The sequence below is a fragment of the Marinococcus sp. LNHM5E3-2.1 genome (assembly GCF_056034365.1).
In genome coordinates this window covers 121,500-145,625 of sequence record NZ_JBQLIB010000002.1, presented here as the reverse complement: position 1 = coordinate 145,625, position 24,126 = coordinate 121,500, and the positions used below count along the sequence as shown (strand labels likewise).

Sequence of the window (24,126 nt, the reverse complement as noted above, 5' to 3'; positions counted from 1 at the left end):
CTAATAAAGATCTTCTAAAAACTCAGGCTTTTATTAGTTTATCCAGCCGACAAACATAGGCGGCTGGATAAACATGAAAGGAGCTGATTCATATACTAAATATTCATCATCGTTTTTCTTAATATTCAGTTTTTATTTCCACTTAATGTAAGCGTTATCAATTAAAAAGAGGAGTTGATTGAACGTGAATTACAAAGTTTCTATGGCAGCAATTTTACCAGCTTTTTTAATCTTTGCGGCAGGGTGCCAGCCTGCAAACCCGGAAAGCCCGGACGGGGAAGAGGCTTCTTCAGGTGAAAACGGCGGCGGAGATAACGCCATTGAAGTTTGGCATATTGAAACAGGAGCAGGAGAAGAAGTACTTCAGGATGCGGCAGAGCGTTTTGAAGAGGAAGAAGGAGTCACAGTAAATTTAAAATATTACCAAAACGATCCATACAAACAGCAGATTAGTACGGCCATGGGTGGTAATGCAGCTCCCGATATTTTTCATTCCTGGGGCGGCGGCTGGCTGGAAAATTTCGTGGATGCTGATCAGGTGGTAAATATTACTGACGAAGTTGAGTCAGACAGGTTTCTGGAAGCGGGATTAGACACAGTTACCTTTGATGATGAAATTTACGGCGTGCCTATGGGTCTTGATTTAGTGCCTGTATGGTATAACAAAGAAATCTTCGATGAATATGGTCTCGAAGAACCCGAAACATATGATGAACTGTTAGACATTGTAGATACATTAAATGAAAATGATGTTATTCCATTTGCCCTCGCCAACCAGACACAATGGCCAGGTGCCTTCTATCTGATGTACCTTGCTGAAAGGGCCGGAGGGGAAGATTTATTCGCTGACGCCTTTAGCCGCGAAGGAAGCTTTGATGATGAAGCATATATCGAAGCAGGGGAAAAGATCCAGGAGTTGGTAGATAAAAACGCATTCCCGGACGGCATTAACGGCAGCGACTATGACAACGGTCAGTCCCGTCAATTAATGTATTCAGGTGACGCTGCAATGGAAATTATGACCAGCGGGGCAATGCTTAAAAACGTGGATGATGAAATGCCTGAATTTAAAGAAAACCTCGATTACTTTATGTTCCCTGAAATTGAGGGCGGGGAAGGCGCACAAAACCACCTTGTGGGCGGGGTAAGCCCGGCATTTTCCGTCTCGGAGCAAAGTGATAACAAAGAAGCCGCTATTGATTTCCTAAACTTCATTTCCGATCAGGAAACAGCCACCGACTTTGCTAATGAAAGCGGCGCTGTGTCTCCAGTAGAGGGGGCGGAATATGAAGATGAATATATCAAGCGTTTAAGTGAAACTCTGGATGAAGCTGATTTTGTCCAAACGTACTATGATCAGACCCTCCCTCCAGCGCTTGCAGAAGTCCATTTGGACACGACACAGGCCTTATTTGGCGGGTCAATCACACCAGAGGAAGCGGCAGAAGAAATGGAACAGGCTGCCCAGGAAGAGCTGGAATAATTAACTTCTATGTCAAGCCGGTCCTGCCGGCTTGATATAGTTAAAAATTGAGGTGAATGTTGTTGGCTACCAACGTCGAAAATAAAGTGAACACAAAATCCCGGGGTGCTTCCAGGAAAAAGAATGCCAAGAATTGGCTGGTCATATTAGGATTTATGGCTCCAGCGCTAATTTTCTACGGCGTGTATGTGGTTTATGCGATTGGGATGACATTTTATTACAGTCTGTTTGACTGGAACGGCATCGATTCCAATATGGTTTTTATTGGACTGCAGAATTACTTTGAAGTCATCCGGGATGGTGTGTTCTGGCAGGCTTCAGGAAACAACGCCCTGCTGATTGGGGCTTCATTGTTAACGCAGCTGCCTCTCGGCTTAATTATGGCTCTGCTGCTGTTCAGTCCGATCAAAGGGATGCGGCTGTTCCGTACCGTTTATTTTATGCCCTTCTTAATGTCGACGGTGGCTATCGGGATTTTGTTCATCTATATCTTTGATGCCAATTACGGACTCGTAAACCAATTCCTTGGCGCTGTTGGTCTCGAATCGTTACAGCGTGGGTGGCTTGGCAGTGAAGATACCGCCATCTGGGCCGTTATTGTCACAATTTGCTGGCAGTTTGCCCCGTTTTATATGATTTTATTCCGGGCCGCTATCGTTGGGATTCCGGAGGACTTATATGAAGCCGCTGATATTGACGGCGCTTCAGCCTGGAGGAAGTTTTCGGGAATTACACTGCCGTTACTTCGTCCTATCATTATCACCTCTGCCATTCTTTCCATCATTGGTGCTTTAAAGTATTTCGATTTAATTTATGTAATGACTGGCGGCGGTCCAAACAACTCTACGGAATTAATGGCTACGTATATGTATGACCAGACGTTCACAAACTTCAGCATGGGGTACGGCAGTACTATATCCTCAATGATGTTCATCATTGCATTTATAGTGACACTTTGCATTATTACCGTAGATAACAAAAGAAAGGCGGATTTCTAGATGATAAATAAATTAAGACAAACCCCGCTGTATATCGTAGCCATTGCTCTTCTTTTATTTACCGGTCTTCCTTTCTTCGTCATGATTAATACCTCCTTTAAAGGGCAGGCGGAATTTTCTTCAGCACCCTGGGCGCTGCCGGAGGCTTTATCCTTTCAGAATTATGCCTTTCTGTTTGAAACGAACTTTTTTCAGTTCTTTGGCAACAGCTTATTTGTAACAGTGATCTCGGTTATCTTAACGATCATATTTTCTGCGATGGCAAGCTATCCGCTGTCGCGCATGAAATTCAAATTAAACAGACCGATCCTGCTGCTGTTTATGGTAGGGATGATGATTCCTATTCACACGACGCTGATTCCTATTTTCCTGCTTACCCAGAACATGGGGCTGTACAACACTCTTTGGGGCCTTATTGGTCCTTACGTGGCCTTTGCTCTCCCAATATCGGTAGTGATTTACACTCAATTTATGTCTGATTTGCCGAAGGAATTAATCGAATCGGCAAAAATTGATGGCTGCGGGCATTTGCAGTTATTCTGGAGAATTTTATTCCCTCTATTAATTCCAGCGACCGCCACGGTAGCCATTTATAACTTTATCCATATATGGAACGAGTTTATTTTTGCTCTCGTGTTAACGAACTCCGACGAAGCAGCGACGCTTCCCATCGGGCTGCGGGAATTTTACGGAGAATTTTCGATAAACATTCCAGGACTGATGGCTGCCTTAACCCTGGCAAGCGTCCCGCTGCTGCTCGTATACTTCGTAGCCCAGGAGAAAATCATCAAAGGACTCGCGGCGGGCTCTGTGAAGGGATAACTTTATGAATAAAACGGATCTCCCTTTATGTAAAAATAAATAAACATGGAGACTCATATATGAAAACTGGTGATCAAGGTCTTGTAAGAAAAATTAATAAGTCCATCGTATTAAATAAAATTCAGACAGAAAGTCCGGTCTCCCGGGCTCAAATTTCAAAAATTACCGGCTTAAACAAAGCTACTGTTTCCAGTCTGGTGAGTGAACTGATGGAAGAGCATTTTGCCGGGGAAATAGGCGTGGGCCTTTCAAGCGGTGGACGCAGGCCGACAATGCTGTTCTTTAATAAGAGTGCAGGCTATTCCATCGGGGTGGACCTTGGCGTTAATTACATTCTTGCCGTTATAACAGATCTGCAGGGCAATATTATCAATAAACAAAAAATTGAAATTGAGGAGACCGAACCTGAAATTATTTTCCCGAAAGTAAAAAATCTGATCAGGGCGCTGCAACAGAAAGCACCCGAGAGCCCGTACGGTATCATCGGTATTGGTCTCGGGGTGCCAGGCATGATTGATAACCAGGGTTTGATTTTATTTGCCCCGAATCTTAATTGGCACAGGGTTGATTTAAAAGATTATCTGGAAAAAGAATTCCGGCTCCCTGTGACGATTGAAAATGAAGCAAAGGCCGGGGCTCATGGGGAAAAAATATACGGTGCAGGGCAGAACATGTCTCATTTGATTTATTTAAGCATAGGCGTGGGGATTGGAGCAGGCCTTATTATTAACGATAAGCTGCACAAAGGATCGACAGGTATTTCCGGGGAAATAGGGCATGTTTCGATTGATTCTCATGGAAAGAAATGCTCCTGCGGGAACAGGGGGTGCTGGGAAATGTACAGCTCCGAGGCAGCGTTAATGAATAAAGTAAGACCCATTTTCCCGCCCGACACCAGAATCAGCCTGGAGAGGCTTATTGAAATGGCTATGGAAAATCACCCCGGGGTGCTGAATGCCTTCGATCAAATAGGTGAATATATTGGCATTGTACTTACCAATATAGTAAATACTTTTAACCCGGAGCAAATCATTATCGGAAACCGGTTTGCTGTATTAGAACCATGGCTGCGTAATCCGATTCAGCGTGTGCTTCAGCAGCGTCTGCTGCCGTATTACCATGATTCGTTTGAATTGAAATTCTCCGAACACGGTATGCTGTCATGTGCGCTCGGCTGTGCTGCATTTTCAATTGAACAGTTTTTCTCGGAAAACAGGGTTACAGTAGTATAAGAAAAAAAGAGACGGTGCAAAAGGAGCAGATACGATGGCTAATGAATACCATGTGGCGAAAAATGGATCAGATGATAACAGGGGCACAAGGGAAAACCCATTCCTGACCATTAACCAGGCAGCTGATGTCGCGACAACAGGTGATACTGTGATTGTGCATGAAGGAGAGTACCGGGAATGGGTGAAGCCCAAACATGCAGGACTAAGCAAATCGAGAAGAATCACGTATAAAGCAGCTGACGGGGAGAGGGTGGTCATCAAGGGGTCGGAGCAGATAACAGATTGGGAGCAGGTAGAAGGCACGGTCTGGAAAACGACACTGCCAAACGATTTCTTCGGAAAATATAATCCCTACAAAGAAAAAATCTTTGGAGACTGGGTGAAATATAATCCCGGCAGGCACCTGGGTGATGTGTATATAAACGGAAAGTCGCTTTACGAGGCGGAAGATATTCAGGAAGTGCACAGTCCAACGGTGCAAACGGAGATCGTGGATCATTGGACGGAACAAACCGTTTCCGTCGAAGACCCGGAGCAGACGGAGTATGTATGGTTTGCAGAATTGGATCAGCATACAACGACGATATATATTAATTGTCACGACATGGATCCCGCGCAGGAGCTTGTGGAAATAAATGTACGCAAATGCTGCTTTTATCCTGAAGAAACGGGTGTTGATTATATTACCGTCAGCGGGTTTGAAATGGCTCAGGCGGCTACCCCGTGGACACCGCCTACAGCTGATCAGCCGGGGCTTGTGGGACCGCACTGGAGCAAAGGCTGGATTATTGAAAACAATATCATCCATGATTCCAAATGCAGTGCGATCAGTATAGGAAAAGAGGCTTCCACCGGACAGAATTACAGTACGACACGAAAGGATAAATCCGGGTATCAGTACCAGGTGGAATCAATCTTTCAGGCCCAGCAGTCCGGTTGGACGAAAGAAAAAGTCGGCTCTCATATTATCCGCCACAATATAATTTACGACTGCGGACAAAACGCTGTTGTGGGGCACCTGGGGTGCGTGTTCAGTGAAATATATAACAATCATATTTATAACATAGGTATAAAGCGTGAGTTCTTCGGGCATGAAATTGCAGGAATTAAGCTGCATGCTGCGATTGATGTGCAAATTTATCACAATCGTATTCATGACTGTTCCCTCGGTATCTGGCTGGACTGGCAAACCCAGGGAACCAGAGTCAGCAGTAATTTATTTTACTGGAATAACCGCGACTTGTTTGTGGAGGTAAGCAGCGGTCCTTATGTAGTCGATCACAATATCCTAACTGCGGATTACGCTTTGGACAACCACGCTCAGGGCGGGGCTTACGTTAATAATTTGATACGGGGCGAAATGGTGCATAAGAAAATGCTGGATCGCGCGACTCCATACCACGTGCCGCATAGTACAGAAATGGCTGGTTTTGCTGTCACCTACGGCGGAGACGACCGCTACTTTAATAATCTATTTATAGGGGATAAAGAATTTAAAGGCGCAGGAACGAATCATTATAACGGATATACGGCGTCGCTCGAGGAATATATTGATACAGTAAATGATTTCTCTGCAGATCATAAAGCATTCAATAACGTGGAGCAGCCGGTGTATATTAATAACAATGCTTATTTAAATGGAGCAGAGCCCTTTGAAAGAGAGGAGCAGAAATTAACGGCAGATCATTTTGACCCGAAATTAGAGATTATTGAAAAAGGCAGCGAGGTGTATCTTTACTGTGAACTTCCGGAGGATTTTGAACAGATGCCTGGGAACATTCAATCAACGGAGACCTTGCATAGAACCCGTATTGTTGATGCCGATTTCGAGAACCCGGATGGCAGTGAGTTAATATTAAACGAGGATTACTATGGTAATAAGAAAAATGAAAAAGAAGCAGTGGGCCCAATTAATGATCTGAAGCCAGGAGAAAACTACGTTAAAGTGTGGGGCTGACTGAGTAAAGACGAAAGGCTATAGCATTCATGACATCTTAAACGAATCATGGACGTGTTGTATGTTTATAGTGTTTCCGGTAGTTCCATTGGCTGAGGATGCTTAAAGCGATGGCAACTATAGTTAAAACGGCAATATTTGAAGCTGAACGATATAAATCGAAAAATAAATACAAAATAGTATTTGTGAGTAAAAAGAGAAAAACCATAAGTATATTAATGACCCAAAATTTCTTTTTCATCATATTCCACCCAGCTCGAACCGGCTTCTGAAATTCAGGAGCCGGTTTGTTTGTGTCTTTTTTGGAAATAGGCAATAGCTTCGCGGCGGTTGCGGACACCGATTTTCCTGTATATGGCGGTTAGGTAATTTTTGACGGTGCCAAGCGTTAAAAACAGCGTATCCGCGATCTCCTGGTTGGAGTAGCCGGCGAGCAGCAGATCCATGATCCGCCGGTCCTGCAGGGACAATTCGGTTGTATGCTCGGTTTCCTGAAAATGCGGGGCACCGTCCTTCCGGTTGCGGGCAGCGAGCTGGTCGCTCAGCGTCTCCGATACCGATGTCGGAAGCACCATCTGGCCGTGGGCCACCTGGCGCACGCAGCGGACGAGCTCCTCACTTTCCCAGTCCTTCAGGAGAAATCCCTTCGCCCCGTTGGCAAGCGCCTGAATGACGTTTTCAGCGTCCACGTAGGAGCTGAGCATAATAAACTTCGTTTGCGGCGATGTCAGCTGAAAATCCGGGAGCCATTCGATACCGTTATTGCCTTCTAAGTAAACATCAAGCATCACTACGTCCGGAAGCTCGTTCGTAAGCATCATTTCTGCTTCCGCACCGTTTCTCGCAATACCAACCACTTCTAAATCCTCTTCAAGCTCCATGATCATCGCCAGTCCGTCCCGGACAATAGCATGATCATCGACAATCCCTATCCGCACGGTTTCCATCTGCAGATCCTCCTTCTTATACTTATCCTGAGATTTATGCGTATAAATAGTCAGTTCCGTATTACGACGGGGTGTAAGGGCTTCGGTCCTTGACCGGCAGGCGCAGCTCGAGCGCCATGCCGTTTCTGTCTTCCGCAATTGCTTCGAAGCGCAGAAGGCCGCCGAGTTCTTCCGCCCGGGCAGAAAGCCCGCGCAGGCCGAAGCCGTAGCTTACGTTTTTCGTGACAGTGCGTCCGTTGTCTTCAAGCCGGGCAATCAGCTGGCCGGGCACCTTCGTGGACAGTGTATACGAAAAGAACGTGCATCCGCCGTGGCGGAGGCCGTTGGTGAGCCCCTCCTGGAGCATCCGGTACAAAAGCATTTCCTGCTCCGCCCGGAGCAGGGGCAACGGTTCGTCAAACTGCCACTCCACCCGTACATCCGATGTATCGCGTGTGGAAACGAGAAGCCCCTCAAGTGCAGCCGAAAGGTCGATGAAGCCGTCGGTATGCGCCATGGAATGAGCCGTTTTCCGGATTTCTTTCATCGTTTCCTGCACCTGGTGCTTGGACGTCTGCAGCTGGGTACGGGCTTTTTCGACTTCGCCTTTTTCGAGCAGCCGTTTGGCTGTTTCAAGCGCCATCATGGAGGTGGTTAAATAATGACCGGCGCTGTCATGAATGTCCCGGGAGAGCTTCAGCCGCTCCTGCATGATGGATTTGTCCTCCATCTCCCGGTGATACAGGCGGAGCCGGTCATAGGCCCGCTGCAGCTCATTGCGCTGCTCGGTAGAGCGTTTGGCCAAATAGCTGAATCCCCAGAACAGGACGTATTCGATAAAGCGTGGAAGCACAAAGGCAATACCGGCAGTCGCCGGAAACTCTTCGTGAAAGGCTGTAGCACTAACAAACCCCGCGTAGCAGAAAAGCATAAACGGAAAGCTGAAGCGCCTCGGCGCCCGGTACCCGAGCTCGGCAATCAGGACGAAAAAGAGCGTCTGCGGCACAAATCCCCCGGCAATCACCTGGACTGTCCAGGCAATGACGAACTGGAGGCTGATGACCATTACCGAAGAAAAGCGGGCAAGCGGTATGGATAAAATTACGAGCCGGGTCACCTGGATAATACCAAATACCCAGCAGAGGCCTGCGGCAAGCCACCGCTCGTCCGGCGACTCCATGTATACGAACAGTCCGGCTGCGATGATGGCTATAAATTGGATCGTATACATGAAGATTCGCTGGCGGCGGTTCATTCAGGTCCACTCCCTTTCGCCGGGGTAATCCCGCGCGGGGTCCCATCTTCCTAGAAAAGGTCATATGACTATTAACATTTGTGTGATTATTAATGACTAGGTAATTACTATTAATAATTATACTGGACTATTAATATAAAAGAAACGGCAACAGGCAAAATATTCTAAAAAATATCAAATAGGACATTTGCCTTACTTGAGAGGAAAGAGGTGAGTACATGATTGAGATGCATGCCCATATTCTTCCCGGCTTTGACCACGGACCAAACAAGATGAACGAAAGCCTGGAAATGGCCAGGCAGGCAGCAGCGGCCGGTGTCAGCATTATTTACGCAACGCCGAGGTACCGGTATCCGTCGTACGATTTTGATGCCATTTTCGTTACGGAGGCGGTAAAATTTCTGAATTTTCAGCTCCTGAAAGCCCGGATTCCGGTCCGCGTCCGCTCGGGTCAGGAAGTTACCCTGTATGACGGAATGGAAACCGATTTGGAAAGAAAAAGGATTCTCCCACTGGAGCATACCAATTATGTACTCGTTCATATGAATGAAACCCACAGCTTTTTGTACGTCCGGCAGATGCTCAGAAAACTGTACAATCGCGGGTTTATTCCCATTCTTTCATCGCCGGAGCGGCTGCGGATGTTTCAGAAAAGGCATGGGGGCCTTGAGACGCTCGTGAATGAAGGAGCAGCCGTGCAAATCAGCGCCGGAGCGCTGCTCGGCCGCGACGGAAGAGGCGACAGGCGCTGGGCAAAATATTTTTTAAAAAAGCGGCTCGTGCACTTTGTGGCCTCGAACGCGTGCAGTGCTTATGACCAGCCGTTCTGCCTGGATCAGGCATACTGGCAGTTTGTCCGAATGCAGCGGCTGGAAGAGTGGGAGCGAATGCAGAAAAATACGCACCTGCTGCTGAACGGGGGGAGGATCACACCGCCGGCGCTTACGTTATAAAACCGCCGGAAACGCACATAATCTGTATTGACGAGGGGACTGAAGGGGGAGATGGTTTTGCACCAATTAGTAACATCCAAAACAAGACTGCGACTCGTAATGAAATTTTATCTGACAGAGGAAGAAACGTATCTGCGTGAGCTCGTGCGCGAATGCAAGGAGTCAACAAATGCTATCCGTCTCGAGCTGCGCCGGCTGTATGACATGAATTTAATTACCGACCGCTGGGTCAAAAACCGCCGCTACTACAAAATCAATAAAAATTACTACCTGCACGGGCAGATGGAATCGCTCATCAAGCAGTACTTATACTGGGATGAGCTGCACGAGCAGCTGAAGGGCATCGACTGGAAAACCATCTATATTACGCCCGATCCGAAAAGGAGCTCCCCGGTGGAATATGTGATTGAAGTGGAGGAAAACTCTCCGCACTGGGGCAAGCAGTTCTACCTCGGGGAGGGGACGACGGTGACATTCGCGACGACTTCAATGCTGAATCATATTGAGCAGGTGCTGATCAGCGTAGGCAGACAAAAAGAAAAAGTATCATAAAAGGAGGAAGCCGGGTTGGATAAACAGGCGAAGATTTACGTAACCAATCATCAGGAGCGGGCAGGCAGCGCCATTTATCACTACCTATTAAAGCAGGGGTACGAAAACGTGGTCGTGCGCAGCGGGGTCGATATGGGCATGGAGAGTATCCGGGCTGTCAATACGTTTTTTGCAGAGGAAAATATTGAATATGTGTTCATGACTGACGGCTATGAATACGCAGAGTCAAATACAAAAGTGGGACTGCAGGCGAGGCGCTGGCAGCAGGCGAACGTTCTTGAAGCCTCCGCCCGCTACAACGTGAAAAAGCTATTGTACGTCGGTGATATTCACGTGTACCCGAAATACACCCCGCAGCCGCTGAAGGAAACATTTCTGCAGCGGGGCATCATTGACGAGGTATACGCTGAACAGACACAAGTGACCAGGGAAGGCATCGCTCTCTGCCGGGCCTACAACCGGGCGTCCCACACGAATTTTCACATTGCGGTGGCTCCGCGGATGTACGCGGTGGAGGATATGAACAGGCGGTCCAGCATGGTGGCCGATGCGATGCAGCGGTGCATCCAGGCCCGGGACCAGTGGCAGGCGAAGGTGGAGATTCCGGAAAAGGAACCCGCCTTCCAGGAGCTTATCTACGGCGAAGATCTGGCGTCCGGCTGTGTGTTTGTGATGAACCATTACAACGAAAAGGGTCCGGTCAATATCGGCACGGAGCGCGAAGTCAGCGCGAAGGAGCTCGTTATGCTGATCAAGCGGATTACCGGCTACAGGGGGGCTGTGTTTTTCACAGGCTCGGGATCCGGGGGGTTACGGAGAAAAACGCTCGATACGTCAAAAATCAACCGGTACGGCTGGTATCCGGAGGTATCGATTGCCAAGGGGCTGCAGGCTCTGTATCAATGGGAAACAGAGAGGGACCGCGCCGGCCGGGCGTAAAGGCGATCCCCGCAAGTAACGAATCGAAACAAATACCTGGGGGAACGCCGTATGATCGATATACACACGCACATTCTGCCCGGCCTTGATCACGGACCAAAAACAGTAAAGGAAAGCACCGCCATTGCCAAAGAAGCGGCCGCTAACAATATTCAGACGGTCTTTGCGACCCCGCACTACCGGCCGGGCGTCTATGACAATGACGGCCTGGCGGTCAAAGAAGCCGTGCTTGATTTTAATATGCAGCTCCGGGCCGAAAGTATTCCACTGCACGTAAAAAGCGGCCACGAAATTACACTGTATAAGGAGATGGTAGATGACCTTTTATCCGGGCAGCTGCTGCCGCTCGAGGATACCAACTACGTCCTCGTGGAAATGCAGACCAGCGACACCTTCATGCAAATCAAAGCGCTCTTTCACTCGATGCAGCTCGAGGGCTATATTCCGATCATGACACATCCGGAGCGGCTGCAGAGCAGCGAAGAAACGGATGAACCGCTTTATTATTTTGTATCCCAAGGGGCGCTCGCGCAGGTAAGCGCCGAGGCGGTGGCTGGGAGACAGGGGTGGAAAAGACAACGATTCGCCCTGAAGCTCCTGCGGAAAAACCTGGCTCATTTCATCGCCTCCCAGGCAGACAGTGTGCCTTTTCGTTTAAAGCCTGCCTACGAACAGACAGCAGCAGTTCTTGGCCTGAAAAAGGCCCGGGAGCTGCAGGAAAATACGAAGCGTCTTCTCGTCGGTTCACCGGCGTTTGTCGACCCGCCCAGGCCACTGCACAAGAAGCGTGCTTTTTTTAAACGAATGTAAGGAAATTCTGTCCAAAATTTCAGGAAACAAGGAGGAATGCAGATGCGATTAGTCCTGTTATCCGGAGGTTCGGGAAAACGGCTGTGGCCATTGTCCAACGACACGAGATCCAAACAGTTTTTAAAGGTGCTAGACGGACCGGACGGCGAAAAGGAGTCGATGGTCCAGAGAGTGTGGAGACAGCTGGAAGCATGCGGCCTGGCTTCCTCGGCGGTGATTGCCACTTCAGAATCACAGAAGGACCTGATTAAACGCCAGCTCGGGGAAAACGTTCCGCTCGTCATGGAGCCGGAGCGCCGGGATACATTCGCCGCCGTAGCACTTGCAGCGAGCTACCTGTTTTCTGTGGAAAAAGCGTTTCCGGAGGAAGTAATTGTGATGCTGCCGGTAGACGCATTCGTAGACACTACTTTTTTTGAAAATTTTGAACTTTTGGAGCAGCTAATTCATGAAGGCTCGAGCGATATGGCTCTGATGGGAGTCCAGCCCATCTATCCATCCACCAAATACGGCTATATCGTTCCGGACGGGTGGAACGAAGACACCAAAGCCTTTACCGTCAAAGCCTTCACGGAAAAGCCGGACGAAGCGACGGCAAAGCAGCTCATCGACAGACAGGCGCTGTGGAACTGCGGCGTATTCGGCTTTACGATGGAGTACCTGCTCCGGATTCTGGAGGAGGAAAAGCTGCCGTTTGAGTACGAGCTGCTTAAAAGCCAGTACCACACGATCCCTGAGATCAGCTTTGACTACCGGGTCGTGGAGAAGGCGGAAAAGATCACCGTTTTAAAATACGAAGGTGACTGGAAGGACCTTGGCACCTGGAACACACTCACTGAGGAAATGGCCTCCAACCAGACCGGGAAAGGCATTATTTCCAAAAGCTCGGTTAACACACACCTCGTCAACGAGCTCGATATCCCGGTCGCGGTTATCGATGCGAGCAACATGGTGATTGTGTCGAGTCCCGACGGCATCATCGTCGCCAACAAGGAGTCGAGCTCGCAGATTAAAGAGCTTATCAAGGACTTCCGCTACCCGCAGATGTACGAGGAGCGGCTGTGGGGCTGGTCACGGGTGCTCGACTACGCCAAGTACCCGGACGGCCAGATGATGATTACAAAGCGAATTCTGCTGGAGTCGGGAAAAAATTCGACGCTTCACTACCATCACAACCGCGATGAAGTATGGACGGTCGTGCGCGGAGAAGGGGAGATTGCGGTCGACAATCATATGTACCGCATCAAAGCGGGGGATGTCGTCCACCTGCCGGCTGGCACAAAGCACGCGCTCCGGGCTACCATTGATCTTGAAATCGTGGAGGTCCAGACCGGCATTGACATCAGCGATGAAGACACAGTCCGGATTCATGACACATGGGAGGACGTGCTCCGCGCCCACAACGGCTCCGCTGCCAAATTTATTAAATAACTTTTTTCAAAAATATTCGGTCATGTCTCCTGCACCGGTATCACATGGAGGCACTCGGCAGTGCTAAGGGCTTTTTTGAAAGCCTTAGACGTTGATCGTCAACAGCGCTGCGTGAGGAGAGGTTCAATGCCTCCAGATTAACTGCGGCAGCTGCGCATACAACGCTGCTGCAGATGAAAAGACAAACCATTGGCATTCCGACTTCAGTCATCTGTTTTGAATAGATGCAGGTATTACAAAACGCCAAAATCTTACAGGAAAAGAGGATCACCAGTGAAAAAACATGCGTGTATATATGTAGCCGGGCACCGGGGGCTGGCAGGCTCTGCAATTGTGCGGAAGCTGCAGGAGGAAGGATATACCAACCTGGTGTACCGGACGAGCAGCGAGCTTGACTTGCGAAACCGAAATGATGTAGACGCTTTTTTTCAGTCCTCTTCGATAGATTACGTGTTTTTAGCAGCCGCGAAGGTTGGCGGCATTACTGCCAACAACGATTATCCGGCGGATTTTATCCGCGATAACCTGTATATTCAGACGAATGTTATCGATGCAGCCTATCAGTACAACGTGAAAAAGCTGTTGTTTTTAGGCAGTACGTGCATTTATCCAAAACATGCCCAGCAGCCGATTAAAGAGGACGCTCTCCTGACCGGCGCGCTTGAGCCGACGAATGAACCGTACGCTATCGCTAAAATTGCCGGCCTGAAAATGTGCGAGTCCTACAACCGCCAGTACGGTACCCGCTTTGTCGCCGCGATGCCGACGAACCTGTACGGGAAAAACGACAATTTCGACCTGGAAACGTCGCACGTGCTGCCGGCACTGATGCGCAAATGCCACGAAGCGAAAATCAATGGCGATTCCACCGTTGAAATCTGGGGAACGGGCGAGCCGCGCCGGGAGTTTCTGTACGCGGACGACCTCGCTGATGCGTGCGTCTTTCTGATGAATGAGTACGACGGCACCGGCATGGTGAATATCGGCACCGGACGCGACATCCCGATCCGGGAGCTTGCCGAAACGCTCAAGCGTGTCACCGGCTTCGAGGGAGGTTTTACGTTTAACACAACGAAGCCCAACGGCACTTTCCGGAAACGTACCGATGTCACCCGTATGAACAGCCTCGGCTGGCAGGCAAAAACTTCGCTTTCCGAAGGGCTGCAAACAACGTACGACTGGTACACCGGTCAGGCGGCACAACCAAATAAAGGAGCTGCTTCTCTATGACAAAATCAGCACTGATTACCGGCGTGACCGGCCAGGACGGCTCATATCTGGCGGAATTTCTGCTGGACAAAGGCTACGCGGTTTACGGCCTCCGGCGCCGGACGAGCACACCGAACTTTGAAAACATTGAACACGTAAGAGACAGAATTGAATGGATCGACGGCGACCTGACCGATTTGTCCTCTCTCATCAGCGCCGTGCAGCAGGCGCAGCCGGACGAGGTGTACAACCTGGCGGCCCAGTCATTTGTGGCAACATCCTGGCCACAGCCGATTGCGACAAGTCAGATTACTGCCGTTGGGGTAGTGAACATGCTGGAAGCGGTACGTATTGCTAAGCCGGACGCCCGTTTTTATCAGGCATCCAGCTCCGAAATGTTCGGCAAAGTGCTTGAGACGCCGCAGACGGAGACGACCCCGTTCTGGCCGCGGAGCCCGTACGGTGTCGCCAAAACGTACGGTCACTGGATTACCGTCAACTACCGGGAAAGCTTTGATATGTTCGCGTGCGCTGGTATTTTATTCAACCACGAATCGCCGCGGCGCGGCATGGAATTTGTCACCCGGAAGGTAACCGACGCCGCTGCCCGTATCAAGCTCGGGCTGCAGAGCGAGCTGCGGATGGGCAACCTCGATGCCAAACGCGACTGGGGCTATGCCGGCGACTATGTGAAGGCGATGTGGCTCATGCTGCAGAGCGATGAACCCGATGACTACGTGATATCCACCGGGGAGACGCATACGGTGGAGGAGCTGGTGGAGATTGCGTTCGAGTATGTCGGCCTCGACTGGCGCGACTACGTCGTGACCGACCCGAAATTTGTACGGCCGGCGGAGGTGGACCTTCTGCTCGGCGATTGCACGAAGGCGAAGGAAAAGCTCGGCTGGGAACTTGAGGTCGGATTCCGGGAGCTGGTGGAAATGATGGTGGAGAGCGATTTGAACCATTATGGAAGTCACCAAAACGTACGGCCAATCTATCGTGAAACTTCTTAAGAAAGTGCTTGCCGGAAACATTTCCGGCAAAGCCTTCTATACCGTTCTGGACCAGGCGGCGCTGAGCGGCGTGAACTTTACGATCGGTCTCGCCTTTGTGTATTTCAGCTCTCCGGAAAGTTACGGATTTTATACGATGTTTATGGGTGTGTTTTTTTTATTTCTAAGCGTACAAAACGCGCTGATTAATACACCGATGATTGTGCTTTCTCCGAAGCTTGAAGAGGAGGACGCCGTGCTGCTCCGGCGCAGCCTGTTTGCGGTGCTGCTGCTGTTTTTAGTTATCGTATTTCTTTCGATGATGGTGATCACCTTTTTCAGCGGAGTCACAGGTATCGACAGAGCATCCCTCTGGGTGCTGCCACTCGCGATCTGTCTGCTGCTTCTTCGGGAATATTTCCGCACCGAAGAGTACGCGCAGCTGCTTCCCCAGAAAGCGCTCAAACGGGACAGCGTCTATGCTGTGGCAGCACTCGTAGCGATCGGCGCGGCTGTGTACACCGATATTGTATACGTATCGCTTATGTTTTTAATCACCGGGGCGGCTTCGCTGCTCGTTTCAGTTAAAAAAATGCATCAGTTCACAGTGCATCTGCCGCCGAAGCAGGTGATCCGGAAGAAATTCCGTGACACGTGGAAGCTGTCGCAGTGGAGCCTGTTCGGGGCAACGAGCAGCTGGCTGCAGGGAAACGCCTACCTGCTGCTGCTCTTTCTGATGCTGGGTGTTACCGAAGTCGCCTATATTGCGGCGGCCAAGCTGCTTATGACGCCGATTGTGCTCATTATTTCGAGCTGGAGCAACGTGATGCGTCCGCTTCTCAGCAAGGCGATGGTGCGCGAACGGCCGGGTCGGGCCGAGACGCTAATGTATCAGGGGATGGGAGCTTCGGTCGCTATTCTGCTCGTGTATACGCTCGTTTTGATGGCCGCTCTTTCCGTCGTGCCCTCCGGAGCGTTTCCGGAAGCGTACCAGGGCATTCAGGAGTATGTGCTTTTATGGATGCTCGTGTTTTTGTTTCAGCTTGTGCGAGTCAACTACTCCAATTATTTTCAGTCGGCACTGTTTTTTAAAATGCTCGCCAAATCAGGTATGGCTGTTGCCGTCATTACGGTGGGCATGACCGCTGTGACTGTGCAGGCGTTCGGGGAAGCGGGAGCGCTCGTCGGGCTTATGCTTAGTGAGCTACTGTTCAGCATTATTCTGGTGCTGAAGATGAAAGCAGACATTCCCGTCGCAGAAAAGAGGGAGGAATAAATGAAGCTTGCGGTATGTATTATTACGTATCAACGTCCGGAAGGATTACAGGCGCTTTTGGAAGGCATTGCCGCACAGAAATGGGACCAGCACCACCCCGAATTAAAAGTAGTCGTTGTTGATAACGACGCCGAAGGCAGCGCAGCTGCAACGCTTCCACTCAACTACCCGTATCCGCTCATCTACGAGGTAGAACCGAAAAGGGGGATACCGGCGGCGCGAAACACGTCGGTCCGCCTGGCCGGAGACACAGATTTTGTCGTATTTATTGATGATGATGAAACCCCGGCGTCCGACTGGCTCGAGCAGCTGCTTACCTCCCGGCATATGTATGATGCAGATGTTGTCGAGGGAAAAGTTGTGAGTGTGTTTGAACAGGAGGCGCCCGATTGGGTGATCCGTGGCGGCTTTTTTAGTGGTCTGGAGCAACGTACCGGGGATCCGATCCGGCGGGCGGCAACTAACAACCTGTTGATGCGGAAAAGCATTTTTGACCATTACCGGTTTAACGAAGCGCTCGCGCTTACCGGAGGCTCCGACACGTTTTTATTCACCGAGCTGGAGCGGGAGGCGTATACGATGATCTGCTCGGAGGAGGCGGTCGTCTACGATCTGATTCCAACCACACGCACAACGAGGCAGTGGGTGCTGCAGCGGGCCTACCGCTCCGGCAACACGCTCGCCCTCTGCACCGGGGCAAAAGCGAATGCACGAAGGGCAAAAGCCAGCCGGGCCATCGTCGGGAGCGGCCGAATCATCCAGGGACTTCTTCTGTACGTGCCGGCCGTTTTCCGCTGGGAGCACGAGCGGGTTAAAGCCCTGCAGTACGTGTATATGGGTGCAGGCAACCTGGCCGGCCTGCTAGGAGTCAAGTATTTAGAGTACCAGAAAACCCATGGCAGATAAGTGAGGTACGCCGATGTTTACGAAATATGTTCTCGTATGTGTGCAGATTATCGCGCTTCTGCTGCTCATTAACGGCAGCCCCGCTCTCGCGGTGGCGTCCAATTTGCTGATCATCGTTCATTTTATTTACCACCTGCGAAGGTTTAAGGCCGTCATGCTCTTAGTGGTATTTATGAGCACGTACTATACGAACTTCGCCTACGTGTACTACGGCGGGTACAAAACGACGTACTACGACGATTACTTTTATCCGATGTATTATGATAAAACGCTTCTGATCATGTCGCTGTTTCTGCTCGTGCTTTATTTGTTTACCCGGAAGCAGGTGGCTCCGGTCAATATCGCTGACCGGCTGGAACGGAAGTCCAACTGGGCCCTGTACCTTGTGAGCCTTGCCGCGATTACGGTCATAATTGTGCTCGGGAAATCGGGTGAAAACATTCTGGAGTCCGGCGGGTACGGGATGAATTCACAGGCAACCTTCGGGAGTCTCGCGATTTCGGAGTACGTGGTGCTGTTTATAATACTCGGCTACTACTACTCGAAAAATATACCTTGCGCGAATGTCCTGCTGCTCGGGCTTTCGTTTTTGTATATCGCAAAAATGATTCTGTTTGGCGGCCGGATTGAAGCGCTCCAGGTCGGGATGCTGCTGTTTATTCTATTCTGGGAAAAACGGCTTTCGCCCGTGATGATGCTTGCTGGGGGCGGGGCAATCTACTACGTGTTTATGGTGTTCGGCCGCATCCGGGCGGATATTTCGTTTTATCTGCAAAATCCGGAAAGCATTAACTTCGGCCTCAGCAGCTACTCGGAGGGAAGCTACATGCCGAGCAATGCCGGCGAAGTACTGTACAACTCCACTCTGTTTTCGGGACTGCTGCAGGATGGCCTGCTTGGTGCCGGCGACCGGATGGCCGCAGCTGCAGCGTTTGTGATGCGGATCTTTCTTCCGACGAGCCGCATTCCGTTTGAACAGGCAGAGCTGAGTAATTACCTGTCGGAGATATCGCCGGCCGGGGGCGGCGGATTTATCGCCAGCTACTTTTTTTACTTTTTCGGCTTTGGCGGAATCGTCGCGATTGCGGCAGTGATCGCAGTGATCCTGAACAGACTGGCGGATGCCCGACACCCGCTGTTTATTTTCGTTGGCATCATCATTCTCACCACATTCCCCCGCTGGCTCGCGTATGATCCGATTACCATGTTTAAAATGTCGTTTTATATGGTTATTACCGCCGTCCTGTATTTCTTCGTTCACGAGCTTATGGCTGAAAAGCCGCTCCGAAAGCGGCCATTTCTGGTAAACCCCAAGGAGGTGAGAGCATATGCGCACGAAAGCGGCACTCGTCGGCCAGTTTCCCCCGCCGGTACACGGTTTGTCAAAGGCTCTCTTCAAGATAGCCGACGCAAAAGAGCTTCAGGCTGATTACGATATGCAGAAGATCAATCTTACCAATAACAAGCGTATTTTTTCGACGATACGAAAGCTTGCCACTTCCAATTACGATTTTTTTTACTTCACGATTTCCCATTCGAAGGGCGGCAATGCCCGGGACCTGCTGCTGCTTGCGATCATGCTGGGGAAAAGGCGCCCGGTGATTATTCACTATCACGGCGGCTACTTTAAACAACTGCTCGGCGAGATGAATCCGCTGCAGCGAAAGCTGAACGAACTGCTGCTTCCCAAAGCGAGCTGCGTGGTCGTGCTGAGCGAGAGCTTAAAAGCGCTCTTTCAGCCGATTATCCCAAATGAAAAGCTTGTCATCTGCGAAAACTTTGTGGAAAAGGAAGCACTGCTCACCGAGGAGGAGCTGGAGACAAAAATAGAGACGATGAACGGCAAGCAAGTGCTGTTTTTAAGTAACTTTATTGCATCCAAGGGCTACCTGGACGTACTGAAGGCGGCGAGTCTTTCAAAGGGCCACCCGGAAATGACCTTTCATTTTGCGGGTGCTTTTTTTGACCCGAAGGAAGAAAAGCGGTTCAAGGCGATGGTTGAAGAGCACGAGTTAACCAACGTCGTGTTTCACGGCGTAGTTGGCGGCGAAGCGAAAAAAGAACTGCTGCGCAAGTGCAACGTATTTATTCTTCCCACCTACTACCCGAACGAAGGCCAGCCGATTTCGGTCATCGAAGCGATGGCGAACGGGCTCTCGGTCGTTACGACAAAGCATGCCGGCATTCCGGATATTGTTAAAGAAGAGAACGGCTATTTTGTCCCCAAGCAGGCGCCGCACGCCATCGCCCGGCTGCTCCAGGATATCAGCATCCGTGATCTTCAGAAAACAGCCCGGGTCAACCGGACTTATGCCCTGCACTCGTTTAAAGAAACAGACTATACCGATCGGATTCACAAGATATTTCAGAGGGCCGTCCCGGAAGCAGTGCCGCCGGAAGCAGCCGAATCTTCAGCAAAGGAGAAGCTTGGATGAAAAAACTGGTGTTTGTGATCAACTACTTTTACCCCGACCTTGCTTCCACCGGCCAGCTGATGACCGAGCTGTGCGAGGAGCTGGCTGAAGACTTTACGATTACCGTTATCGCTGCGCAGCCCGGATACGCAGGAGCCTCTGCGCGGGGGCCTTCAGGGGTCGATTATCACGGTCCGATTAAAGTGGTTCGCGTGCCGCTCCCCCGGGTTAATAAAAATTCGAAGGCGAGCCGGGCCAAATACGTGGCGCTCTACTTCCTGCGTGCTCTGCGAGCGCTGCAGCGGGAAAAAGATGTAGATCTTGTGTACACGATCTCGCAGCCGCCGGTGGTCGGCGGCCTGCTCGGCACGATCGGGAAAGTCATCAAGCGGGCGAAGCACGTATACAATATTCAGGATTTTAATCCTGAACAGGCCGAAGCGGCCGGCTATGTAAAAAACCAGACGGTGCTACGGCTAGCAAAGGCAATCGATAACGTTAACTGTGCCTTTGCTGATCATGTGGTCGTTGTTGGTGAAGACATGCGCGCAACGCTCCGCCGCCGTTTTGGTAAACGGAAGACGCCGATGCACAGCGTAATCAACAACTGGACGAACGAAAAAGAAATTGTCCCACTCGACAAAACGCACCCGGCGGTCCAGAAGTTTCTGCACACACACGGCTTGGAGAACAAATTTATCGTCATGTATTCCGGCAACCTCGGTCTGTATTATGACCTGGAAAACCTCATCCGGCTCACCGAAAAATTTCATCGTTACCCGGATATGATGTTCGTATTTATCGGCGAAGGGGCGAAAAAAGTAGAAATGCAGGAATTTGTAAACAAGCATCATCTCACCAACGTAATTTTTCTGCCATATCAGCCGTTCGAATTCATCAAATATTCGTTAAACGCAGCGGACGTGCATTTAATCGTGAATCAGAAAGGGATTAAGGGCGTGTCGGTACCAAGCAAAATCTACGGCGTCATGGCTGCCGGAAAACCGGTGATCGGGGTGCTTGAAGCTGGCAGCGAAGCGGAAAAGCTGCTGCGGATGAGCAATTCCGGTTTGGTGGCAGAGCCGAGTGATTACGAAGCGGTGGAAGAAGCGATCGCAGCCTTATATCACATGGACGCCGAAGACCGGAGAGTGATGGGGCTAGCCGGACGGTCATATCTGGACCAGCAATTAACGAAGGAGGCATCAATCGGAAAGTACCGCACGCTGTTTGAGGATCTGACGCGCGAGAAGCAGGCAGCCGTGATGCCGGGGACAAAGGCAAAACCTTCATAAAAATCTAACCGGAAGGGGAATATGCTGATGGAAACAAAACGACAGGCCGATGGCATTGTGAAGGAAGTCCACCCGTCTCTGGAGCCTATACAGACGAAGCGGTATTACGGGGTAACGAAGCGCCTGGCCGATCTTGTATTGGCCGCTGCCGGAATTATCCTGCTCGGCTGGCTGTTTGCGTTAACTGCGCTGCTGATTAAGCTCGAAGATCCGAAAGGCCCGGTATTTTTTAAACAGACCCGCTGCGGAAAAGACGGCACGCCGTTTACGATGTATAAGTTCCGCTCAATGGCGACAGACGCTGAAGCACGGTGGGAAGCGCTGCAGGATCAAAACGAAGTAAGCGGCCTGATGTTTAAGATGGCCGAGGACCCTCGCGTTACCAAAGTCGGCCGGTGGATCCGAAAAACGAGCATCGACGAGCTTCCCCAGCTGTGGAACGTGGTCAAAGGCGACATGAGTCTGGTCGGCCCGCGTCCGCCGCTTCCACGGGAGGTCAAATACTACAGCGAGTATCATATGCAGCGACTGAATGTAAAACCGGGATGCAGCGGTCTCTGGCAGGCAACCGCCCGTAACAGTGTCGGATTTGAAGAGATGGTGCAGCTCGATCTCCTGTACATTCAAACGCGCAGTACGGTGCTTGATATGAAAATTATCGTCTGGACCTGCCTGAACATGGTATTAAAAAGAAACGCAAGCTGAAGCGGGAGACTCATAGAAAGGAGCAGCCAGATGAAAATTGCCTTTGTTACGAATTTGCGTGCACCGTACCGGACGCTGCAGTGGAATGAATTCGCCCGTATTCCGGATACTGAAATCACGGTGTATTACACTGACCGGCCAAGTAAAAACCGGTCCTGGAAGATGAATGCGGCTGAAGGGTACAAGGAAATTGATCTTCCCGGCGTTCAGCTCGGCAAAGCGGGAAGGATGAACGCCGGACTGCACCATATTGTGAGCACCCATGATCTGATAGTGATCGGCGGGTATGAAAAGCCAACCTATATTGCGCTCAGTCTCCTGTGCCGGATGTACCGGAAGCCGTACGTGCTTTTGTATGACGGGATCAGCATCCCAAGGCTGCAGGAGGAGCCCGGCGGCTACAAGCATAAGCTGAAAGCACTCGTGGTCGATCATGCCGCTGCCATTTTTGGGAACGGAGAAGTAAGCCGGCGCTACTTTGCCGATGCGTTCGGCTATCGGGAAGCCCGCATCTACAACCAGTACCTGTCGGTGGATGGCGGTTCGATTCAGGAACTCGCTCATCATCGCGATTACTACCGTGAAAAGCTGCGAAACAAATACGGCCTCACGCCGGCGGAGCAGGTGCTCGTGTATTCCGGCCGGCTGATCGCGATTAAAAATATGTCAAAGGTGATCGAAGCGGTTGGCGCAATGGAAAATCCGGTGACTGTGTTCGTTATCGGGGGCGGTGAACAGGAGGAGGAGCTGCAAAAGCAGGCCCGGCAAGCCGGGGTGAAGCTTATTATTACCGGATTTCTGTCCCGGCAGGAGGATGTGTTCCAACATTATATGCTCGGAGATGCGTTTATTCTTCCCTCCCTCATAGAGCCGTGGGGGCTGGTCGTTAACGAAGCGCTGGCTGCGGGTCTGCCGGTTATAGTGTCAGAAAACTGCGGATGCGCGCCCGATCTCGTGAAGGAGGGCGTGAACGGCTACACCGTCTCTCCCGATGACAGCAGGCAAATAGCTAGTGCGATAGAAAGGACTTTCACGGAGCTGGAACGCAAAAGAGCTGCCGAAGAAGCCCGGCGATTGACGGAGCAGTGGAGCTTTACCGGGTCACGGGCATCCTTCACAGAGCTGCTTGAATACGTACGTAAAACGCATCTCACTCCAAGTCAAACGCCCAGGAGGGTCGTATGGAAAAAACCATGAGCGCAGCAAAGGTGTTGAGTGTCCTGAAAAAATACGCTCTGGCAATCGCAGCCTTCGCTATCATCGGGGGCGCGGTTGGAGCAGCGTACACGTATCTGTTCATGACGCCGGTGTACGAAGCCCGGGCGCAGATTCTTGTGAATCAGGAGCCGGAGGAGAACGCGGCACCAGGTACCGGGCTGGAAGCGAACCTGGCGTATATAAACACGTACAACGTCATTATTATGAGCGCACCGATTCTCGAGCAGGTAATCCAGGAGGCCGGTCTGAATCAAACCGTGGAAGAGCTGCAGTCACAGATTACCGTAGCGGGAGAAAATGAATCGCAGGTGGCCTCGATCACGGTGAAGGACACGAACGCGAAAACGGCGGTCACGATCGCCAATACGACAGCCCGGGTGTTTGAGCGTGAAGTGCCAAATATTATGAGCGTGGATAACGTCAGCGTGCTGGCGCCAGCCAAATTAGCCGAGGCGGAAGAACCGGTATCGCCGCAGCCGCTTTTTAATATAGCGCTTGCTCTCTTGATTGGCACGATGATCGGTATCGGATTTGCGTTTGTACGCGAATACTTTGACCGGTCGATTAAAGAGGAAAAGGATATTGAAAACGAACTGGGACTCCCTGTTCTCGGTATTATCACTTTTATTGCCGATCAAAAACAAGACAGATCCGAAGAAGTGATTGAATTAGAAGAAATCACGCAATCAGAAGGCAAAGATATGACGGTTTCCAAACAAAAGACTTCATAAAGAAATAGTTCTACATGGG

22 protein-coding genes are annotated in these 24,126 nt (G+C 50.5%); 20 read left to right on the top strand and 2 right to left on the bottom strand.

The genetic code is table 11. The annotated features are described in order from the left end of the window. The first annotated feature begins 184 nt into the window (after window positions 1–184). Genes ACTRXH_RS04930 through ACTRXH_RS04910 form a run of 5 tightly spaced genes read left to right on the top strand, consistent with a single transcriptional unit; the run spans window position 185 to window position 6,492 of the window. Window positions 185–1,483 carry an extracellular solute-binding protein gene (locus ACTRXH_RS04930; RefSeq protein WP_474280969.1) on the top strand — a complete coding sequence of 433 codons (1,299 nt, stop codon included), beginning with the start codon at window positions 185–187 and terminating at the stop codon, window positions 1,481–1,483. Between the two features lie 56 nt (window positions 1,484–1,539). Then, complete coding sequence (locus ACTRXH_RS04925; protein WP_474261660.1) at window positions 1,540–2,481, top strand: carbohydrate ABC transporter permease; 942 nt, start codon at window positions 1,540–1,542, stop codon at window positions 2,479–2,481. Then, a complete protein-coding gene (locus ACTRXH_RS04920) occupies window positions 2,482–3,303 on the top strand; it encodes a carbohydrate ABC transporter permease (protein WP_474261659.1) in 822 nt (273 codons plus the stop codon). It begins immediately after the preceding gene. A 59-nt stretch (window positions 3,304–3,362) separates the two neighbouring features. Continuing rightward, entirely contained in the window at window positions 3,363–4,535 is a 1,173-nt protein-coding gene (locus ACTRXH_RS04915) for an ROK family protein (RefSeq protein ID WP_474280967.1), read from the top strand. Between the two features lie 34 nt (window positions 4,536–4,569). After that, window positions 4,570–6,492 carry a right-handed parallel beta-helix repeat-containing protein gene (locus ACTRXH_RS04910; protein WP_474280965.1) on the top strand — a complete coding sequence of 641 codons (1,923 nt, stop codon included), beginning with the start codon at window positions 4,570–4,572 and terminating at the stop codon, window positions 6,490–6,492. A 275-nt stretch (window positions 6,493–6,767) separates the two neighbouring features. Here the strand turns inward: ACTRXH_RS04910 and ACTRXH_RS04905 are convergent, their stop codons facing one another. Beyond that, window positions 6,768–7,439 carry a response regulator gene (locus tag ACTRXH_RS04905; RefSeq protein WP_474261656.1) on the bottom strand — a complete coding sequence of 224 codons (672 nt, stop codon included), beginning with the start codon at window positions 7,437–7,439 and terminating at the stop codon, window positions 6,768–6,770. A 61-nt stretch (window positions 7,440–7,500) separates the two neighbouring features. Continuing rightward, entirely contained in the window at window positions 7,501–8,673 is a 1,173-nt protein-coding gene (locus ACTRXH_RS04900; RefSeq protein WP_474280963.1) for a sensor histidine kinase, read from the bottom strand. Window positions 8,674–8,891: 218 nt separating this feature from the next. Between ACTRXH_RS04900 and ACTRXH_RS04895 the strand changes: the two genes are divergently transcribed. The 15 genes from ACTRXH_RS04895 to ACTRXH_RS04825 all read left to right on the top strand — a co-directional run bounded on the left by ACTRXH_RS04895 (window position 8,892) and on the right by ACTRXH_RS04825 (window position 24,107). Continuing rightward, a complete protein-coding gene (locus ACTRXH_RS04895; RefSeq protein ID WP_474280961.1) occupies window positions 8,892–9,626 on the top strand; it encodes a tyrosine-protein phosphatase in 735 nt (244 codons plus the stop codon). Between the two features lie 57 nt (window positions 9,627–9,683). After that, window positions 9,684–10,178 carry a winged helix-turn-helix domain-containing protein gene (locus tag ACTRXH_RS04890; RefSeq protein ID WP_474261653.1) on the top strand — a complete coding sequence of 165 codons (495 nt, stop codon included), beginning with the start codon at window positions 9,684–9,686 and terminating at the stop codon, window positions 10,176–10,178. A gap of 15 nt (window positions 10,179–10,193) precedes the next feature. After that, complete coding sequence (locus ACTRXH_RS04885; protein ID WP_474280959.1) at window positions 10,194–11,117, top strand: NAD-dependent epimerase/dehydratase family protein; 924 nt, start codon at window positions 10,194–10,196, stop codon at window positions 11,115–11,117. Window positions 11,118–11,168: 51 nt separating this feature from the next. Beyond that, on the top strand, window positions 11,169–11,927 hold the full coding sequence (locus tag ACTRXH_RS04880) for a tyrosine-protein phosphatase (protein ID WP_474280957.1): 759 nt from the start codon (window positions 11,169–11,171) through the stop codon (window positions 11,925–11,927). Between the two features lie 42 nt (window positions 11,928–11,969). Further along, complete coding sequence (locus tag ACTRXH_RS04875) at window positions 11,970–13,358, top strand: sugar phosphate nucleotidyltransferase (protein ID WP_474280955.1); 1,389 nt, start codon at window positions 11,970–11,972, stop codon at window positions 13,356–13,358. A 273-nt stretch (window positions 13,359–13,631) separates the two neighbouring features. Further along, a complete protein-coding gene (locus ACTRXH_RS04870) occupies window positions 13,632–14,588 on the top strand; it encodes a GDP-L-fucose synthase family protein (protein WP_474280953.1) in 957 nt (318 codons plus the stop codon). Next, window positions 14,585–15,583, top strand: coding sequence for a GDP-mannose 4,6-dehydratase (gene gmd / locus ACTRXH_RS04865; protein WP_474280951.1), 999 nt, complete (start codon window positions 14,585–14,587; stop codon window positions 15,581–15,583). The genes ACTRXH_RS04870 and gmd overlap by 4 nt, the downstream gene beginning before the upstream one ends. Beyond that, entirely contained in the window at window positions 15,537–16,838 is a 1,302-nt protein-coding gene (locus ACTRXH_RS04860; protein ID WP_474280949.1) for a lipopolysaccharide biosynthesis protein, read from the top strand. The genes gmd and ACTRXH_RS04860 overlap by 47 nt, the downstream gene beginning before the upstream one ends. Continuing rightward, window positions 16,839–17,744, top strand: a complete 906-nt coding sequence (locus ACTRXH_RS04855; protein ID WP_474280947.1) for a glycosyltransferase — start codon at window positions 16,839–16,841, stop codon at window positions 17,742–17,744. A 13-nt stretch (window positions 17,745–17,757) separates the two neighbouring features. Then, a complete protein-coding gene (locus tag ACTRXH_RS04850) occupies window positions 17,758–19,173 on the top strand; it encodes a hypothetical protein (RefSeq protein ID WP_474280945.1) in 1,416 nt (471 codons plus the stop codon). After that, window positions 19,073–20,179 (top strand): glycosyltransferase family 4 protein, encoded by a 1,107-nt coding sequence (locus ACTRXH_RS04845; protein WP_474280943.1) that lies wholly within the window; start codon window positions 19,073–19,075, stop codon window positions 20,177–20,179. The genes ACTRXH_RS04850 and ACTRXH_RS04845 overlap by 101 nt, the downstream gene beginning before the upstream one ends. Next, window positions 20,176–21,453, top strand: a complete 1,278-nt coding sequence (locus tag ACTRXH_RS04840; protein WP_474280941.1) for a glycosyltransferase family 4 protein — start codon at window positions 20,176–20,178, stop codon at window positions 21,451–21,453. The genes ACTRXH_RS04845 and ACTRXH_RS04840 overlap by 4 nt, the downstream gene beginning before the upstream one ends. A gap of 27 nt (window positions 21,454–21,480) precedes the next feature. Further along, window positions 21,481–22,158 (top strand): sugar transferase, encoded by a 678-nt coding sequence (locus ACTRXH_RS04835; protein ID WP_474261636.1) that lies wholly within the window; start codon window positions 21,481–21,483, stop codon window positions 22,156–22,158. A gap of 30 nt (window positions 22,159–22,188) precedes the next feature. Beyond that, a complete protein-coding gene (locus tag ACTRXH_RS04830; protein WP_474280939.1) occupies window positions 22,189–23,355 on the top strand; it encodes a glycosyltransferase family 4 protein in 1,167 nt (388 codons plus the stop codon). Then, window positions 23,340–24,107, top strand: a complete 768-nt coding sequence (locus tag ACTRXH_RS04825) for a YveK family protein (protein ID WP_474280937.1) — start codon at window positions 23,340–23,342, stop codon at window positions 24,105–24,107. The genes ACTRXH_RS04830 and ACTRXH_RS04825 overlap by 16 nt, the downstream gene beginning before the upstream one ends. Window positions 24,108–24,126: the final 19 nt, after the last annotated feature.

What these genes read in the sequence shown, in the direction of transcription:
- ACTRXH_RS04825 (WP_474280937.1), top strand. Translation starts at nt 23,340, where the DNA reads ATGGAAAAAACCATGAGCGCAGCAAAGGTGTTGAGTGTCCTGAAAAAA.
- ACTRXH_RS04845 (WP_474280943.1), top strand. Translation starts at nt 19,073, where the DNA reads ATGCGCACGAAAGCGGCACTCGTCGGCCAGTTTCCCCCGCCGGTACAC.
- ACTRXH_RS04880 (WP_474280957.1), top strand. Translation starts at nt 11,169, where the DNA reads ATGATCGATATACACACGCACATTCTGCCCGGCCTTGATCACGGACCA.
- ACTRXH_RS04830 (WP_474280939.1), top strand. Translation starts at nt 22,189, where the DNA reads ATGAAAATTGCCTTTGTTACGAATTTGCGTGCACCGTACCGGACGCTG.
- ACTRXH_RS04895 (WP_474280961.1), top strand. Translation starts at nt 8,892, where the DNA reads ATGATTGAGATGCATGCCCATATTCTTCCCGGCTTTGACCACGGACCA.
- gmd (WP_474280951.1), top strand. Translation starts at nt 14,585, where the DNA reads ATGACAAAATCAGCACTGATTACCGGCGTGACCGGCCAGGACGGCTCA.
- ACTRXH_RS04900 (WP_474280963.1), bottom strand. Translation starts at nt 8,673, where the DNA reads ATGAACCGCCGCCAGCGAATCTTCATGTATACGATCCAATTTATAGCC.
- ACTRXH_RS04850 (WP_474280945.1), top strand. Translation starts at nt 17,758, where the DNA reads ATGTTTACGAAATATGTTCTCGTATGTGTGCAGATTATCGCGCTTCTG.
- ACTRXH_RS04915 (WP_474280967.1), top strand. Translation starts at nt 3,363, where the DNA reads ATGAAAACTGGTGATCAAGGTCTTGTAAGAAAAATTAATAAGTCCATC.
- ACTRXH_RS04860 (WP_474280949.1), top strand. Translation starts at nt 15,537, where the DNA reads ATGGAAGTCACCAAAACGTACGGCCAATCTATCGTGAAACTTCTTAAG.
- ACTRXH_RS04875 (WP_474280955.1), top strand. Translation starts at nt 11,970, where the DNA reads ATGCGATTAGTCCTGTTATCCGGAGGTTCGGGAAAACGGCTGTGGCCA.
- ACTRXH_RS04920 (WP_474261659.1), top strand. Translation starts at nt 2,482, where the DNA reads ATGATAAATAAATTAAGACAAACCCCGCTGTATATCGTAGCCATTGCT.
- ACTRXH_RS04905 (WP_474261656.1), bottom strand. Translation starts at nt 7,439, where the DNA reads ATGGAAACCGTGCGGATAGGGATTGTCGATGATCATGCTATTGTCCGG.
- ACTRXH_RS04855 (WP_474280947.1), top strand. Translation starts at nt 16,839, where the DNA reads ATGAAGCTTGCGGTATGTATTATTACGTATCAACGTCCGGAAGGATTA.
- ACTRXH_RS04835 (WP_474261636.1), top strand. Translation starts at nt 21,481, where the DNA reads ATGGAAACAAAACGACAGGCCGATGGCATTGTGAAGGAAGTCCACCCG.
- ACTRXH_RS04840 (WP_474280941.1), top strand. Translation starts at nt 20,176, where the DNA reads ATGAAAAAACTGGTGTTTGTGATCAACTACTTTTACCCCGACCTTGCT.
- ACTRXH_RS04925 (WP_474261660.1), top strand. Translation starts at nt 1,540, where the DNA reads ATGTTGTTGGCTACCAACGTCGAAAATAAAGTGAACACAAAATCCCGG.
- ACTRXH_RS04910 (WP_474280965.1), top strand. Translation starts at nt 4,570, where the DNA reads ATGGCTAATGAATACCATGTGGCGAAAAATGGATCAGATGATAACAGG.